The sequence below is a fragment of the Tissierella sp. QWL-11 genome, assembly GCF_058683765.1.
Genome location: NZ_CM178750.1, coordinates 2,506,576 through 2,522,795 on the forward strand (window position 1 = coordinate 2,506,576; position 16,220 = coordinate 2,522,795).

General features: G+C 31.2%; 11 protein-coding genes, 1 riboswitch and 1 other annotated feature. Of the genes, 1 reads left to right on the top strand and 10 read right to left on the bottom strand.

Annotation, left to right across the window (positions count from 1 at the left end):
* Nucleotides 1-27 precede the first annotated feature (27 nt).
* Nucleotides 28-157, bottom strand: a riboswitch (cyclic di-AMP (ydaO/yuaA leader).
* A gap of 457 nt (nt 158-614) precedes the next feature.
* From AC4PG3_RS12405 to AC4PG3_RS12440, 8 genes are all read right to left on the bottom strand, one after another.
* Nucleotides 615-1,703: a dipeptide epimerase gene (locus AC4PG3_RS12405; protein ID WP_492196941.1), complete on the bottom strand. Its 1,089-nt coding sequence runs from the start codon at nt 1,701-1,703 to the stop codon at nt 615-617.
* A gap of 129 nt (nt 1,704-1,832) precedes the next feature.
* A complete protein-coding gene (locus tag AC4PG3_RS12410; RefSeq protein ID WP_492196942.1) occupies nt 1,833-2,159 on the bottom strand; it encodes a DUF3870 domain-containing protein in 327 nt (108 codons plus the stop codon).
* A gap of 28 nt (nt 2,160-2,187) precedes the next feature.
* Entirely contained in the window at nt 2,188-3,018 is an 831-nt protein-coding gene (locus tag AC4PG3_RS12415) for a serine hydrolase (RefSeq protein WP_492196943.1), read from the bottom strand.
* A 14-nt stretch (nt 3,019-3,032) separates the two neighbouring features.
* Complete coding sequence (locus AC4PG3_RS12420; RefSeq protein ID WP_492196944.1) at nt 3,033-4,349, bottom strand: GntT/GntP/DsdX family permease; 1,317 nt, start codon at nt 4,347-4,349, stop codon at nt 3,033-3,035.
* Nucleotides 4,350-4,482: 133 nt separating this feature from the next.
* The gene (locus AC4PG3_RS12425) at nt 4,483-6,057 is read right to left on the bottom strand and encodes an N-acyl-D-amino-acid deacylase family protein (protein ID WP_492196945.1); all 1,575 of its coding nucleotides are present in this window, start codon (nt 6,055-6,057) and stop codon (nt 4,483-4,485) included.
* A 129-nt stretch (nt 6,058-6,186) separates the two neighbouring features.
* Nucleotides 6,187-7,710: a copper amine oxidase N-terminal domain-containing protein gene (locus AC4PG3_RS12430; RefSeq protein WP_492196946.1), complete on the bottom strand. Its 1,524-nt coding sequence runs from the start codon at nt 7,708-7,710 to the stop codon at nt 6,187-6,189.
* 592 nt (nt 7,711-8,302) lie between these two features.
* A complete protein-coding gene (locus tag AC4PG3_RS12435) occupies nt 8,303-9,259 on the bottom strand; it encodes a threonine ammonia-lyase (protein WP_492196947.1) in 957 nt (318 codons plus the stop codon).
* A 10-nt stretch (nt 9,260-9,269) separates the two neighbouring features.
* Nucleotides 9,270-10,634, bottom strand: a complete 1,365-nt coding sequence (locus AC4PG3_RS12440; RefSeq protein ID WP_492196948.1) for a YjiH family protein — start codon at nt 10,632-10,634, stop codon at nt 9,270-9,272.
* 86 nt (nt 10,635-10,720) lie between these two features.
* Nucleotides 10,721-10,960: a binding site (T-box leader), on the bottom strand.
* A gap of 142 nt (nt 10,961-11,102) precedes the next feature.
* Between AC4PG3_RS12440 and AC4PG3_RS12445 the strand changes: the two genes are divergently transcribed.
* On the top strand, nt 11,103-12,443 hold the full coding sequence (locus AC4PG3_RS12445) for an ISNCY family transposase (protein ID WP_492196949.1): 1,341 nt from the start codon (nt 11,103-11,105) through the stop codon (nt 12,441-12,443).
* A gap of 351 nt (nt 12,444-12,794) precedes the next feature.
* Here the strand turns inward: AC4PG3_RS12445 and AC4PG3_RS12450 are convergent, their stop codons facing one another.
* Both AC4PG3_RS12450 and AC4PG3_RS12455 read right to left on the bottom strand, forming a co-directional pair.
* Nucleotides 12,795-15,386: an FtsX-like permease family protein gene (locus AC4PG3_RS12450; protein WP_492196950.1), complete on the bottom strand. Its 2,592-nt coding sequence runs from the start codon at nt 15,384-15,386 to the stop codon at nt 12,795-12,797.
* Nucleotides 15,373-16,065, bottom strand: a complete 693-nt coding sequence (locus tag AC4PG3_RS12455) for an ABC transporter ATP-binding protein (protein ID WP_492196951.1) — start codon at nt 16,063-16,065, stop codon at nt 15,373-15,375. Before AC4PG3_RS12455 ends, AC4PG3_RS12450 begins: the two co-directional genes overlap by 14 nt.
* Nucleotides 16,066-16,220: the final 155 nt, after the last annotated feature.

A 16,220-nucleotide genomic window follows, 5' to 3' on the forward strand; every position in this document is an offset into this window, starting at 1 on the left:
AGTCCACAGTTCTGCTATTAGCATGATTACTCCCCTTTTGTTAACTTACGAGGTTAGCTGTCGGATTAGGACTAAGGGTATAGCCCTTCCTAGATTTAGGATTCATCCCTAATAATTGGGTCCCCCGCTTCTTTTCAGAATTCAGTATTATTTATTTTTCCATTTTAGAGTATAAATGTTCTTTATTAGTATATCATAGATCGACTTAGATTGTAAAGGGATAATATTTATTTTATTGCTTTTATCTGGAGAAGTCAAACATTTGTGACACAACCTCTAAAAATTTGCTCTAAACAATACTTTACTTTTCTAAATTGCTTAATGATTATTTTGTCAAATTTTAAAGAATTTAAGATTAAGACTATGAATTTAAAAACAGGATAGTTATGCCCTCAATATGTGTATATATTCCACAAATACTGAAGAACTTGTAAAAGACTTACATAGTATTTACTATAAATCCCACGCCTTTGAAGAGGTTGGACTTATAACAGAGTATAGTCATATAGAAGAAATTCTAGGAAATAATAGACCTTTATTATATTAATAAAAGAATACTCTTATTAGGCTTTAAAATTATTATAATTTTTACCCAAAAGAGCATTCTTTTTCATTTAAATATATCTAACACCATGAATTTGTTTAATTCCAAAACCTGGTTCATTGCTTAATATAATCTTTGATTCTTCAAAGATTGAACCTCCATCTATTGGATCTTCACTACATAAAATAGGTCCGTCTAAATCTATCTTTGTTATTATTTTCTTGGCAGCTGCAAGATGAACTGCAGCATTTACACTAACCTTTGCTTCAAGCATACATCCAATCATACACTCAATACCATATACTTCTGCAATATTACATATCTTTAGTGCATTGTGAATGCCACCTGTTTTCATTAGCTTAATATTTATATAATCCGCTGCTCGCATTTCCATGATTTTCATAGCATCCCTAGGGGAAAATACACTTTCATCTGCCATAACAGGAATACTTACATTGTCAGTTACTAACTTTAATCCTTCAAAATCTTGTCCTGGTACAGGTTGCTCTACTAATTCAATATTTAGTCCAGCATCCTCCATTTTTCTTAAAGTATATATTGCTTCTTTATAACTCCATCCCTGATTAGCATCAATTCTTAAATCTATATCATAACCTACAGCCTTTCTAATAGCCTTCATTCTTTCAATATCTTTTTTAGAATCATTACCTACTTTTATTTTTAAAGTTTTATATCCTCTGTTTATGGCATCTATACTATCTTTAGCCATCTCCTCTGGTTCGTTTACACTTATAGTTATATCTGTAATAATTTCTTTACGATATCCCCCCAATAATTTGTGTACAGGCGCATTATATAGCTGTCCATATAAATCATATATACCAATATCAATACCTGCTTTGGCGCTTGTATTTCCTACTATTGACTTATCTAATCTATCCATTATTCCCTCTATATTTTCTATATCCATTCCGATTAAAGCCTTTTTAATATGGCTTTCTATTGCTCCTATTATTGCTCCAGTTGTATCTCCAGTTATCACTCCTGTAGGTGGAACTTCACCATATCCTATATTTCCTGTATCAGTTTCTATTCTAATTATAATATCTTCTACACTATCTACAGTCCTTAAAGCAGTTTTAAATGGTGTCCTAAGAGGCACCGAGATATGTCCTATTTTAATATCTATAATTTTCATCTGTAAATCCTCCCTTTCAAAATAAAAATCCAGTAAAAGCGCACTATAAACTCGCTTCTACTGGATTTAAATCATGTAATATATTACTTAATTATCTTTCATAATATATTTATAAAATTTAAGCAGTATCTAATAATATTTGCTTTTAACTTCCCTATATTTCTTTAAAGCATCTTTGTAAGCTATTATTATGGCTTTTTGAGAAGTCCCAAAGTATCTTCTAAACACTTCTTCTTCTAATTCTTCCCTGTACCTATCAAATTTAAGCCCTACAAATATAGATGCAATAAACTCTTGTGTAATAGGTATCGTGGCTGAACATGAAAGATCTACTACTTCATCATTTTCAGTATCTACAACAAAACCTATGAAAAATATCTTAAATTGTTCTGTGATAGCATTTTCAGTACTAGTCTTTCCATGACCTATTACATAAACAGTATCTTTATGGTACATTTAATCACCTACATAATTTAAAATTAATTTAAGCATCTTTCATACCATCATATACTACCTTTGATAGATTTGCAATTATTTTAACTCCATCATTATCTGAAGAAAGATCACTTGTATATATAGCAAGTACATACCTTCTATTATTTGGTAAAATGAATATTCCAACATCATGTTGGGCCTTCCATAGTTCTCCAGTTTTATGAGCTACTATTACAGCTCCTTCTTCAACTACAGTACTATAAACTGCAGGATCATCAGGTTCTAGTGCTGGTATTAGGTATGGTAGCTTTTGATTTAATTGCTGTGCTTTCATTATATCCACTAGCATGTTAGATACTTCTTTTGAATACATTTCACCATTAGCTAACAAAGTTAACAGTTTACCCATATCATTTGGTGTAGTAAAATTATCTCTACCTAACTCAAGTGATTTTAAATCCATCATTTTTCTTTGCAATTTTGTATTTAACATACCTATATCATTACAAAACTTATTAACCTTATCTGCTCCCCCTACTAAATCAATTAATTGATTTGTAGCAGCGTTATCACTTAATATTATAGTTAATTTAGCTAAATCCATAACAGTAGGTTTGTAATTATTATCTAATTCCTTAATTACTCCAGAGCCACCTATCCTATTAACTTCATCCATTTCAACTTGATCATTTAAATTAATTATCCCTTGTTTTGCTTGAATTAATAAAAGTGCAACAAGAGGAATTTTTATAGTACTTGCAGCGGAAAATCTAGTCTCTGGGTTTATACATATCTTTTTACCAGTACTAAGATCTTCAAAATATAATCCTACTGTTCCCTCAAATTCACTAAGAATCGTAAATATATTTTTTTCCAACAATTAAATCCCCCCTTTTAGAGTATTAAAGATAAGACTACTATAAGTAACAACAATACAATTATGATAGCATAACCAAGTTTTAGCATTGATTTTACGTCTTTAGATTGTGCAAGTCCCATAGCTCCAAGCATATCTCCACCAGGATAAGCAAATGATGTAATTTGACTTCCAATTAATAATACAGCTGCCCAGAGTCCCATGTGAATACCTAAATCACTTGCCATAGCTCCAAATAGACCATTCATCAGTATTGATTGTGCAACTGCAGCACCGCTAACTCCAAATACACCGATCATACTTGTTACTAAAGCAAATATTATTTGACCACTACTTGAAATAAGTGGTTGTAATAAATCAAATAATGCATCAAACGCACCTGATTGTTCAACGAACATTAAAAATGGTTCAAACAATATGAACATTACAAATAGCCAAATTAATCTTGACATCCCCTCAAAAAAAGCATCTACAATGTCTCCTATCTTTAAACCCGCTGCAACGCCTGTAACAACAGCAACTGTTATCATTATTAAAACTGCATATGAAGCTCCACCTTTTGTTGCTATACCGTATATAATAAGCAGTAAAAATGTTATCAAAAATGCTGCTGTTGCTCTCTTAGTTTCAGTGGTTGCAACATACTCTTTATTAGTATCCTTATCATCAATAGAAAAGGAATATTTTCCTAATGTTTTTTTCTGAACATGCTTAGCCATAAAATAAGTAACTACCCACATACATATTGAAACAGGTAAACCAGCATATAATAATATTTTACCATAAGACATACCTGTTAACTCCATAAGAGTTACCATAGGAGGGCTAAAAGGTCCAAGGAAGAGTCCCGTTTGACCTGCACCCTGAAATATAAGCCCAAGGGTACTTGGTGTTATACCCATTGTAGCAATTAAAGGAATTACTATAGGTGCTATTATTGCATTAGCACCAGCCATAGTTCCTAGTAAGGTAACTAATAATGCTGATGTTGCCATAGTTCCAATTATAGCTTTTCTTTCAGTATTTATTCCAATTTTATCCATCATCAAATGAACCAGATTCTCTGCAACTCCAGCTTTATTTAAAACTGCACCTAGCCCTGAACCTAAAATTATAATAAACCCGATAAGAGCTAAAAATGATCCCATTGACCCTGCAATAACAGAACCTAACTCAAGAATAGGTTGTTTTACAATAATTGCTCCAATCAATACACATATTGCTACGTTTACAACTGGATTTGATTCCTCTCTAAAGGACAAAATAATGTAGATAATCAATGGTAATAACCCTAAAATTGGTGGTAAGTTGAAAATTAATTCGCTAGTTTCCATTTTTAAGTTCCCCCTTTATATTTTTAAAATTCATATTAATACACTAAATAACATATTAAATTTAATACTCACCTCCAATTATTAAATTTAATTTATTCTATTCATATATTAATATTCTATAGTAATGCATCAATTACAATATTCGCCCTGGTCTATTATTAGTAAGTTCTCCATTTAACACAACAGGTTCTCCCGATACTATCACATGATTTAATCCAATTGGCTTTTGAAATGGATTTTCATATGTAGCTATATCTTCGAATTTATCCCAGTCAAAAATTGTAATATCTGCATAGTTATCTTCTATAAGAGTACCAACTTTCTTTAAATTAAAATATTTAGCAGGTAATCCTGTAATTCTTTTAATAATGTTTTCTTTGTTACCAAATTTAAGATCCCTGCATAATTTTATAAATCTAGGAAAAGTGCCGAAACTCCTAGGATGGGGCACTCCATTACTATTCTTATTGGAGTAATCTAGTCCATAACCATCACTTCCAACAATTATGCTTTCCTGTGATAAAATATATTCAACATCCTCGTCAGCCATTGCAAAATACACTGCATTTACTTTGCCTTTTGTTTCATTTAGAATCTTAATTATTGTTTTAGCGGGAGTTAAATTCATTATCTGAGATAGTTCCGAAAGAAATAAACCCTCATATTCTGTCTTATTTCCATATGTATAAGAAATTTTAATTCTATCAGCACCACCTCTTTTGTTAACAAGCTCTGTGATTTGTGGTTCTATTTCATTAGATTTCCCATTCAATCTATCTAGCATTTTATTTATTCCTCCTTCATGTGCCCATGAAGGTACTAAAGCTGTAAGTGTAGTACTTGATGCATTATATGGATATTGATCACATGTAATATTAAGACCTCTACCATTAGCTGTTTCAATTAAGTCCAATAATTTCTTTGCTTTCCCCCAATTTTTCTTTCCTATGATCTTTAAATGAGATATATGAACATGAACTTTTGTAGCTTCTGCAATATCTACCATTTCTCTAATAGATTCAAATATATTCTCATTTTCATCTCTAATATGTGCGGTTAATATGCCATTATGTTTTTTTATAACTTTAGCTAATTCAATAAGCTCCTCTTTAAGGGCAAAACTCCCTGGAGGATATATAAGTCCCAAGGACATTCCCAATGCACCATTTTCTAATTCATAGTCTAGTAATTCTTTCATTATTTCAATTTCATTAGTAGTAGGGATTCTATCTTCAAAACCTAAAGCACAAATCCTTATTGTTCCATGACCAATCAAAACTCCACAGTTAATGGTATTTCTAACATCATTAAAAGTTATCTTATAATCATTAATATTTCTAATTTTAATTTTTGTTTTATCTACACCTACTAAAAGACCAGAACAATATTTCTCAAAAGGATCATAATAATCTTCTTCTGGTAGTGGAAATAAGGATATTCCACAATTGCCAATAACTTCTGTTGTTACTCCCTGAAAAACTTTGCTTTCTAATCTGTTATCAAGAATAAAATTAGTATCTGAATGAGTATGGGGATCTATGAAACCCGGAGATACTACTAAACCTTCAGCATCAATAATTTTTCTACCAACAATTCTTTTAGTACCTATATATTTAATCTTCTGTTCCTTTATTCCTATATTACTCATATAAGGACTAGTTCCAGTTCCATCAATAATTAACCCATTATTAATCACTAGATCATACATTGGAGCTCATCTCCTCTTTTATAAAAATAATTCATGTTAACATGTAAAGATAGATTTCGTAATTTTTTGAATTTCGTGATTAGTTAGCGTGTAAAAGGCCTATAAGAGTATTTTTATAGTACTCAATTCTTATTTATAAGATTTTATTTCTTTCTTAATTTCTTGAATAGATTTATCTGTCCAATCCTCAACATTTATTTCTATTTTCTCATCAGCAGCATCTATTAATTTATAAATTAAATTTAACTTTCCTGGAGTAATTCCAAGTTCAGTAGCTTTTTCAACCATATCATTGCCTTTAAATTTTATATTTTCATTAAAGAGATCCTTTAAAATTTCTTCCGCTGGCATTTCTGCATAACCATCAGGATCTAGTAATCCAGTTTCATCTAAATTCCATGAGAACTTCCCGGTATAATTATTTGGCATATCAGTGTAGATATCATAAGATTTAAATATTGCTGGATATCTACTGCTCCATTCAGAAAAATAACGTTCCATATATTCTTGTGCAAGAACATAAGCTTCACAGTCTTCACTTTCACCAATACCGCTTATTTGAACGCCACCTCCAGGATTGCCACTATAACTATCAGATGGTGTAGAGTGCAATATTACCAAACTACCATCATCACATACACCTAAACAAATCCAAACATGACCTGCCATACTAAAAATATCTCCTGGTTTAAAGTCATAGCTTGTAAAGTCTTGAGTATAAGTTCCATAATTATGGGTTTCAGAAAATGTTCTAGCCATTGTGCTAGCAGGCTCTACAAATCCTTCTCCACCGTTTTTATTATTCATTATATTGTACATTGCCCAACCAACATATCCTGAACAGTCCATTCCAGCATAATAATACTGAATATATCTATTATGTGGATAATAGCTCTTAGCATAATCATTATTATTTCTATAAGTGAAGGTACCATCATTTGATTGGAAGAAATCTATCCAGGTTTGAGATAGTCCAATTGTAGTTGCTTGATTGCTAGAACCTACATCCTGCCAATCCCAAGCACCACCATAAATATATAAAGCTATTCCTACTGGCTCCATAGCAGTTGCTAGAAAGTTCTTGAGCGTACGGTGACCAGCAGTGCCACTTACCGGTGTTTTATATGATTCTGCAACAAAAGTTAGATACACAACATCTGCTGGATCACCGTATACTTTTACAGTTTTACCTACTTCTAAAGATGCTTGCTTAACTTTTGCACCACCAGGCATAGTAGTAATTTCGTATACATCAGTACCATCACCAACCTTAATGTTAACACCATCTACTTTTATTTTATTATTATTAACTGCTTCAATAGTACCAATTGCTGATGGTTCAGGTATTCTGACATCCACAATTGTATTATTCTCATCAACAGATAAATCAAATACATATCCTTCGGCTAATAAATTATTAATAGCATAGTCATTTTTATTAGATATCTTAAAAATCACTTCATCTCCATCTACACTAAATCGATGTTCAAAGTTATCCTTATAATCAGAATCTACAGTATTGTAGCCTACAACACCAAGGTAAACTGCATTGAAAATCTTCCCTGTCATAGCATTGCCCATTGCAAAAAGTGGTGTAGATAGTGGTATAAACAAAGCTAATATTAAAAATATGGATAGAAATCTTTTTTTCATTTTGGTTCCTCCATTATTTTTTATAATTCTTTGTAATCCTAAGATTAAATTAAACATACCTTAGACATATATTTTCTATTATCCCCCTCCCTTAATATCTAAGATTTTTATCCAGTTACATAACCTTACAACCCCTATTAATACATTTTTATGTAGGTATTAAGCATAAAAAAATAAGGCCATAAAAATGTCTTCACATTTCATTGGCCTTGTTATCGACGATGTTTATCCACCTGAAACAACAAGTGCGAACAATTATATAAATGATTTGTTAGTTTTGCAATTTATCATCCTAAACTTATTTTAGCATATCTTCCTAAAATTTACAAGAACTTTTTTAGATTAGTTTGAAAATTATAAATTATACTGTATAGCACCCTCATTTTTATCATAACCTATCTAATCACTAAAACTTCCTTAATTTTTTAGTAAATAATTAGACATTAAATTATAGAACCTTGTAGTTTTAATTAATACAATGGATATTTTTTGTTAAATTAGATAGAAATTGACTATCCAAATCAATATAGTAAAAGAGATTTTAGATTAAAAAGCTAGGAAGATTTTTTCTTCCTAGCTCTTGTCTTTCCTTTTATTTTTCGTATAATAATTCCAATATTAATTCTTCATCTATATTTCCTCCAGTGAGTACCACAGCTACATTTTTCCCTTTAAACATTTCTGGATTTTTCAAAACTGCTGCTACGCCTATAGCTCCTGAAGGTTCTGCTATTGTCTTTTCTTTTTTAATTAAAAACTTTACTGCCTCTTTTATATCCTGTTCTTCTACGACTATAATATCATCTATATATTCCTCTGCCATTTCATAAGGGAGCTCTCCTACTCCTCCTATTAGGGCATCACATATGGACTCTTCATTTGGATAAGTCTCATAGAATTTTTTATCCCTTAGAGCAGCTACCATTGCAGGGCAGGCTGCAGTTTGCAATCCTATGACTTTTATGTCTTTATTAATCCCTTTTGCCCCTATACTTATCCCTGTAGAAATCCCCCCTCCACCGATTGGAGCTAGAATTACATCTATATCAGGTTGTTCTTCTAGGATTTCTAAGGCTATAGTTCCTTGACCTGCTATTACAACAGGGTCAGAACATGGATCTATAAAAACTTGGCCACTTCTTTTTATCTTTTCATCTGCCATTACATGGGCTTCATCATAATTTTTACCTATTTTTTCCACATCCGCCCCATAAAAGGCTATTTTCTCCACTTTACTACTGGGAGTAGTTTCCGGCACATATACTTTTGAATTTTTTATTTCAAGTAGCATACTAGCATAACTTACTGCAGCTCCATGATTTCCCGAAGAAACTGCGACTACACCCTTTTCTCTTTCTTCTTCACTCAAACTTGTAATCTTACTTAAGGCCCCTCTAAGCTTTGCACATTTTAACTTTTGTTGATTTTCTAATTTAAGATATATATTTGTATTTTCATCACTTAAATCAATAGATTTCTGCAAAGGAGTATGATAGACATACTCCTGTATCCTATTTTTTGCTGCTTTTACATCTTCTAGATTCACCATTTTTTACCTCCTAAAATATTATGTGAGCTACTAAGACGATTATCGGTAAAGTAATCAATGTTCTTTCAATATATATGATGAATAAATCCAATGGTGATATATCAATTTTCGAACCTAAAATTACTGCCCCAGCTTCTGATAAATATACAAGTTGTGTAACTGATAAAGTTGCTACTACAAATCTAGTTAATTCACTTGGAATACTTGCCCCTATTACTGATGGCAAGAACATATCTGCAAATCCTACCATTACTGTTTGAGATGCTTCAACTGCATATGGAACTTGTAATAATTTTAATAGTGGTATAAATGGCATTCCCAACCAAGCAAATACCGGTGTAAACTCTGCTATTATAAGAGCTATGGTTCCAAAGGCCATTATAGCTGGTAATACTCCAAACCACATATCCAATACTGTCTTTATTCCATTTGTTAGAAATCCCTTTACATTTCCACTTTTTTCTGCTTTTTTAATAGCTAAATGTAATCCCCATTGACCATTTGTATAACCATCAGGTACAATCTCACCTATTTCTGCTTTTTTTCCATTATAATAGTCATTACTTTTATTAGATAATGGTGGAATCTTCGGCATAATAATTGCTGCTACTATTCCAGTTAAAAGTATTGTTAAATAATATGGACCAAATAAGTGAACAAGATCTACTTGACTTAAAACTACTAGACAAAATGTAATAGATACTGCTGAAAAAGTAGTTGCTATAACTGCTGATTCTTTCCCTGTATAATATCCTTCTGTATATTGTCTATTAGTTAAAGCTACACCTATCGTTCCATCACCTATCCATGAAGCCACACAGTCTATTGATGATCTACCTGGTAGACCAAATAAAGGTCTCATTACTGGTGTTAAAAGTACCCCTACAAATTCCAAAAGTCCAAAATCTGTTAAGAATGGTAATAAAAATCCTGCAAATAAAAACATTGTAAAAAGTGTTAAAATCAAATCATGTAAAATAAGTCCTCCTGTAAACTCTGCCCATACATACTCTGGTCCTAATTCAAAAAATACCATAGTAGTTAATACAAATCCTACAATTCTAACTCCTACCCAAAATGGTGAAACATCAAATAATCCTGTTAAAAACTGGCTATTTTTTATAAAACTTGGTTGAAACAGCTTATAGGATATAGTTGCCACTGCAGTAAGTGCTACAAATCCAAGCACCACTGCTGGTAATATTCCTGATAGTGCTGAAGTCATTTTACTTGCTAAAAGAGCTACTACTATAGTAGTCCCACCATCATATTGGAATGGCACCATCAATAGAAGTACACCTAGTATTGATGGAATTATAAATTTTAAATAATCTCCTATCGAATAATTTTTTTTGTTTGTGTTTACATTTTCCATAATCTTACCTCCATTTAGTTTTATTTATTTTAAATCTTTCTTTTGTCCTTAGGAATTAAAAAAACTCCCATTCCTAAGAAATTAATCTTAGGAACGAGAGTTACTCTTCGCGTTGCCATCCTATTTTATCTATATTTCGCAATATAGACCTCTTTAGGTACATATAAATATACCCTATCACTATAACGGGTGAGCCCGTTGCAGCCTAATCAACTTCGGTGCAAAACTCTAAGGTCCTCTTCACTTTAATCTACTTTGTTCCCTTTCACCTACTGGAACTCGCTGTAAAAGCTTTTCAAAGCTACTTTCCTTTTCTAAGTTTTTATTATCTGTTTTAAATTAATACTTATTATATACTATATGTTTTAAAATGTAAAGTGTTTTAAAAAATTAATGTAGTTATTCTATGATAATGTCATATTAAAATTATTCTGATAAAATGTCAGTATGAGAAAGGAAATATTTAATATGACACAAAAAGAAATCTCTAGGCTTAGAGTCATCAATCAAACTATTGATGAAGTATTAACTATTCGTGAAGCTGCTGAACTTTTGAACTTAAGTGAACGGCAAGTATTAAGGTTAAAGAAGGGAGTTAAGAGTGAAGGACCTGGGTTCATTATCCATAAAAATAGAGGTAGAAAGCCAAAGCATGCTACAACGGATGATATTAAGAATTTAATTGTTAAACTGAAACAAACAAAGTACAAAGAAGCTAATTTTAATCATTTTCATGAGTTAATAGAAGAACATGAAAGTATAATAATTAGTTATCCTACTGTGCATAGAATTTTAACTAAGGCTGGTATTAAAAGCCCTAAAAAACATCGTAAGCGAAGGGTTCACTATCGCAGAAAAAGAAAACCTCAAAAAGGAATGTTGGTTCAAATTGATGCTTCGCCACATAAGTGGATTATTGGTGGTGATTCTTTTGATATTCATGGTGCTATTGATGATGCTACTGGCGAAATTCTAGCTCTTTATTTTACTCCTAATGAGTGTATGGAAGGGTATTTTGAGATAGTTAGACAAATAGTTTCTAATCATGGTATTCCTACTAGTCTTTATTGCGATCGTCATGCAGTATTTGTGCCTCGTAATTATGATAAATTATCTATTGAGGATCAATTAGAAGGAAAAACTGTTAATTTAACTCAGTTTGGTAGGGCTATGGAGGAGTTAGGTATTAATACTATCAAGGCATATTCTCCACAAGCTAAGGGCCGAATTGAAAGGCTATGGGGTACTCTTCAAAGTAGATTACCTGTAGAATTTAAAATACATGGTATTAAAACTATTGAACAGGCTAATTCTTTTTTATCTGAGTTTATGATTAAGTACAACAAAAAATTTGGGGTTTCTCCTGAAGATAGTACTTCTGCATTTAGAAGTTTAGATTCTAGTATTAATCTTGATTATATTCTTTGTATTAAACAAGAGCGCACTATTATTGAAGGTTCTGCTTTTTCTTATGGTGGAAAGTATTATCAAATTGTGAAAAATGATAAAAAATCTAGTGCATTACCAAAAGCTAAATTAACCGTTTTGACTAGCGATAAAATTGGAGTGAAAGCTATGTATTCAGGTCTAGTTTACGATACAAGAGAGTTGAAGGAACGACCTAAAAAGGCAATTTCTCATCATCCTAAGGAAAAGATTTGTAAAGCTAAACCATCTAAAAATCATCCTTGGAGGGTAGATTTAGATAAAAAAACCATACCCTATAGAGAGAACAGTCTGTATGAACCAGATACAGAGATCGATGAGATCTTAAAAGGATTGTTCAACTCCACTAGGGCATGGGGGTAAAGAGATTTACTCTTTAGAATATCATACTTCATTTTAAGGCTCTTTTTCAAGGGTTTATTTTCTTATGCCTATTTTAAATTGGAAATTCATAAATACAAGTATTTAATCGTTTATGCCGCGAAAGCCTATTGATATGGGGTAGACCCCTCTGGTAAAATCTTGAGGCGGAAATACCGACTGCTACAGATTATTTTCGACATAGATGGGTGTCCAGAGGGGTTAGGGGCCCCATGTCAATAGGAGCGTGGAATAAATGCGATTCTTCTAAATACTAATAGTGACATTTTCATTGAATAAAGCTTTATACTTTTAGGTGACATTTTCACTGACTATTGACAGTGTTTTAAAAAATTAATTTTCTTTTTTCATATTTTCTACTATTATTTTATCATTTATCCTCTTTAGAGGATATACTCCTGAAAGTAGAGCTATTAATATTGCACCAAGACAAGCTATTAACACATTTTGCCAGGGAAGTTGATATTCAAATTCACTTATTCCACCTACTATTCTAAACAATATATATGAAAGTCCAACTCCAATTATACCTCCAAATATACTAGCATATATCCCATAAAAAATCCCCTCAAATGCAATCATCTTCTCTATTCCTCTATTGGTCATACCTACTGCTTTTACCATAGATATTTCTCTTGTTCGTAACATAATATTTGTGCTTATTGTATTTATTATATTTATAGAACTTATTATAGATATTATAGCTACAAATCCATATAAGAATATACTCATTATAATACTCATATTCCTATTTCCCTCTGCCATTTTAGCATAATCTATAAAATTAAGCCCTGGATCTTCCTTATTTATATCTTTTAGAAGCTCTACAATTTTCTCTTTATCTCCATCTTCAGACTTTTGTATATACATAGTTATATACTTATCTGATGAGTTTTCTCTCTCATAAACTTCTTTGAATACTTTTTCAGTAGTTATTATGTTTATACTGCTATTTTCACCATACTCTGTGCTTAATATACCTTTTTCTAGAACGCCTAATACCTTTAGATCTTTATAATTATTTTCTTCATCTTCATGCCTATAGTTGAAAAACGGAATCTCATCCTCCACCTTTAAATTATATCCCTTCATTAAAACTGTAGAATTAGAATCCTCTTTTGTTGCTCTAGTATTGTTTATAACTAATACACCATTTTCTTCATTTAATTTATCTACATCTACAGTTCCCTGAACTAATAAATCTTCAAGTATCTCAAGGTTTTCATCCCCAATAGTATAGATTGTTACATTTGGAACTTGAATATCTCCATTTTCGTTTTCCTGGAACATATACGGGGCTAAATCTATCATAGTTTTATTTATTTTATTAGGATTAAGAACAACTTCTCCATTTGTACCTTCAATTTTATAAACTCTTTCTATATTTTCATCATTAGCTAATTTTTGATAGATATCTTCTTCTTTTCCTTCCACATTTCCATATAGTTGAAAGTCTGTTCTCTCCCCTAAATCTACTATCCCAGATTTAAACATAAAGTCTGAAAATGTGGAAAATGTGATAAATAAAGCTATGCTTAAGACCATAGAAAATACAGTTATAACAAATCTCTTTTTGTTTCTATTTAAGTTTTTATAGGCAATTTCGCCTTCAATCCCTAGCATCTTTCTTATTATAGATGTATTTTTTGTTCTTTTAATCTTTTCTTTTTTTATATCTTCTATATTTCTAACAGCTTCTAAAGGAGATATTTTTGCTGCTCTTCTTGCTGGTCCTCTTGCAGATAAAAATATAGTAAATACTCCGACTATACTACTTATTAAAAAGACAATTGGCGAAATCATTATTGTCATGTCTTTAAATAAAACTACATCTGCACTTATACCAGCTATTACCCATAAGACAACCTTCATAGCAAATACTCCCGAAAATAGTCCTAAAGGTATAGCTATAATACTTAAGATAGCTGCCTCTTTAAATATTATCCCCTTTATCTGGTTTGGAGTTGCCCCTATGGACCTTAATAATCCAAATTGTGATATTCTCTCTATTACAGATATATTAAAAGCATTATATATTACTGCTACTGTAGATACCACTATTAAAATTACTATAAATAAGATTAAAGCTCCTAGAGAATTATTTAACTTACTGCTTATACTTTCTCCAGATAATCTTAAGAGATTATTGTTATATGATATATGCTCTTCACTTACTCCTACATCATCAGCTATACCTTGTACCTTTTCATAGGCATTTTTTACATTATCTAATTTAAAATAAATATTATAATCTCCATCATCATTTGTATGGTCAAAGCCTGTGATCCCTTGAGTAACTAAAAGTCCTCTCCATACATATCTTGGCTCTGTAAGTCCTACTAATTTAAACTGTTTTTCTCCAGTCTTTTTGAAAGTTTCTTTTGTCATTTGTTCTGTAGAATCATCTTCCATGACTAATCTTTCTCCTACAGGAAAGCTTATCATATCTCCTAATTTTATTTCTTTGTCAAAGTAATCCAGTAGCCAATATTCTATTGCTATTTCATCTGGGGTTTCTGGCAATCTTCCTTCCTTTATATTTATTGGATTCATATCTATTGCATTTTTATCATACTCAGAAACTTCTATATATCTATATGGTATATCTGTTCCATAGTTATCTCTTTCGATTTCTGTAGTTTCCTTAATAGGAATTGATCCTACATCTTTGCTTATACCATAATCATCTACATCTACATGATTTATAACTTTGTCTTTAGTTTGTCTATCTATATCTATAAAGGAAGTATGAAAAGAACCTGATTCTCTCATTGCCTCTTTTATTAAAGCTCCTCTAACAGAGACTATCATAGTTCCTATTGCAGTTACCAAGGCTACAGACAATATTATACCAATTATGGTGAGTAGGGTTCTATTTTTTTGTCCCTTTAAATATCTATATGTCATTTCCTTATAGTTCTTCATTATTACTCACCTTCTCTTCTATGAGTATTCCATCTTCCATAGTAAATACCCTATCAGCTGTAGCTGCAATTTCTAAATCATGAGTTATTAGTATTAGAGTTTGATTATATTTTTTTACAGAAAACCTTAAAAGATCCATAATTTCTTTACTATTTTTGCTATCTAAATTACCAGTAGGTTCATCTGCAAGGACTATAGATGGATTATAAGCTAATGCCCTACCTATGGAAACTCTTTGTTGTTGACCTCCAGATAATTGATTTGGAAGATGATCTTTTCTATCCTCTAACCCAAGGATGTGGATTAATTCTTTAAAATGCTTTTTATCTACTTTTTTACTATCTAAAAGCATTGGTAACAACATATTTTCCTCAGCTGTTAAGACTGGTACTAAATTATAAAATTGAAATATAAATCCTATTTTTCTTCTTCTAAATATTGCAAGCTCTCTTTCATTTAAACTATAGATGTCTTCTCCATCTATGTTTACCTTACCACTTGTAGGCTTATCTACTCCACCCAAAAGATGTAATAGAGTAGATTTGCCTGAGCCACTTGCCCCTACTACAGAAATAAATTCTCCTTGATTTATTTTTAAATTTATATTTTTTAAGGCATCTACTTTCGTCTCGCCCTTTCCATATGATTTATTTAGATTTTCAACTCTTACTATTTCCATTTATATGCCTCCTATTTCTTATTAACTCAATTATACAGTGTAATCCTTACAAATTGGTGAATATCTACATTACATTTTAGTAAGATAAGTTAAATCTATAATTTGATTATTTTTTTATTATTTGGAAATACTAAAAAGGAATAAAAATTTATTAT

What these genes read in the sequence shown, in the direction of transcription:
- AC4PG3_RS12405 (WP_492196941.1), bottom strand. Translation starts at nt 1,703, where the DNA reads ATGAAAATTATAGATATTAAAATAGGACATATCTCGGTGCCTCTTAGG.
- AC4PG3_RS12430 (WP_492196946.1), bottom strand. Translation starts at nt 7,710, where the DNA reads ATGAAAAAAAGATTTCTATCCATATTTTTAATATTAGCTTTGTTTATA.
- AC4PG3_RS12450 (WP_492196950.1), bottom strand. Translation starts at nt 15,386, where the DNA reads ATGAAGAACTATAAGGAAATGACATATAGATATTTAAAGGGACAAAAA.
- AC4PG3_RS12455 (WP_492196951.1), bottom strand. Translation starts at nt 16,065, where the DNA reads ATGGAAATAGTAAGAGTTGAAAATCTAAATAAATCATATGGAAAGGGC.
- AC4PG3_RS12425 (WP_492196945.1), bottom strand. Translation starts at nt 6,057, where the DNA reads ATGTATGATCTAGTGATTAATAATGGGTTAATTATTGATGGAACTGGA.
- AC4PG3_RS12435 (WP_492196947.1), bottom strand. Translation starts at nt 9,259, where the DNA reads ATGGTGAATCTAGAAGATGTAAAAGCAGCAAAAAATAGGATACAGGAG.
- AC4PG3_RS12440 (WP_492196948.1), bottom strand. Translation starts at nt 10,634, where the DNA reads ATGGAAAATGTAAACACAAACAAAAAAAATTATTCGATAGGAGATTAT.
- AC4PG3_RS12445 (WP_492196949.1), top strand. Translation starts at nt 11,103, where the DNA reads ATGACACAAAAAGAAATCTCTAGGCTTAGAGTCATCAATCAAACTATT.
- AC4PG3_RS12420 (WP_492196944.1), bottom strand. Translation starts at nt 4,349, where the DNA reads ATGGAAACTAGCGAATTAATTTTCAACTTACCACCAATTTTAGGGTTA.
- AC4PG3_RS12410 (WP_492196942.1), bottom strand. Translation starts at nt 2,159, where the DNA reads ATGTACCATAAAGATACTGTTTATGTAATAGGTCATGGAAAGACTAGT.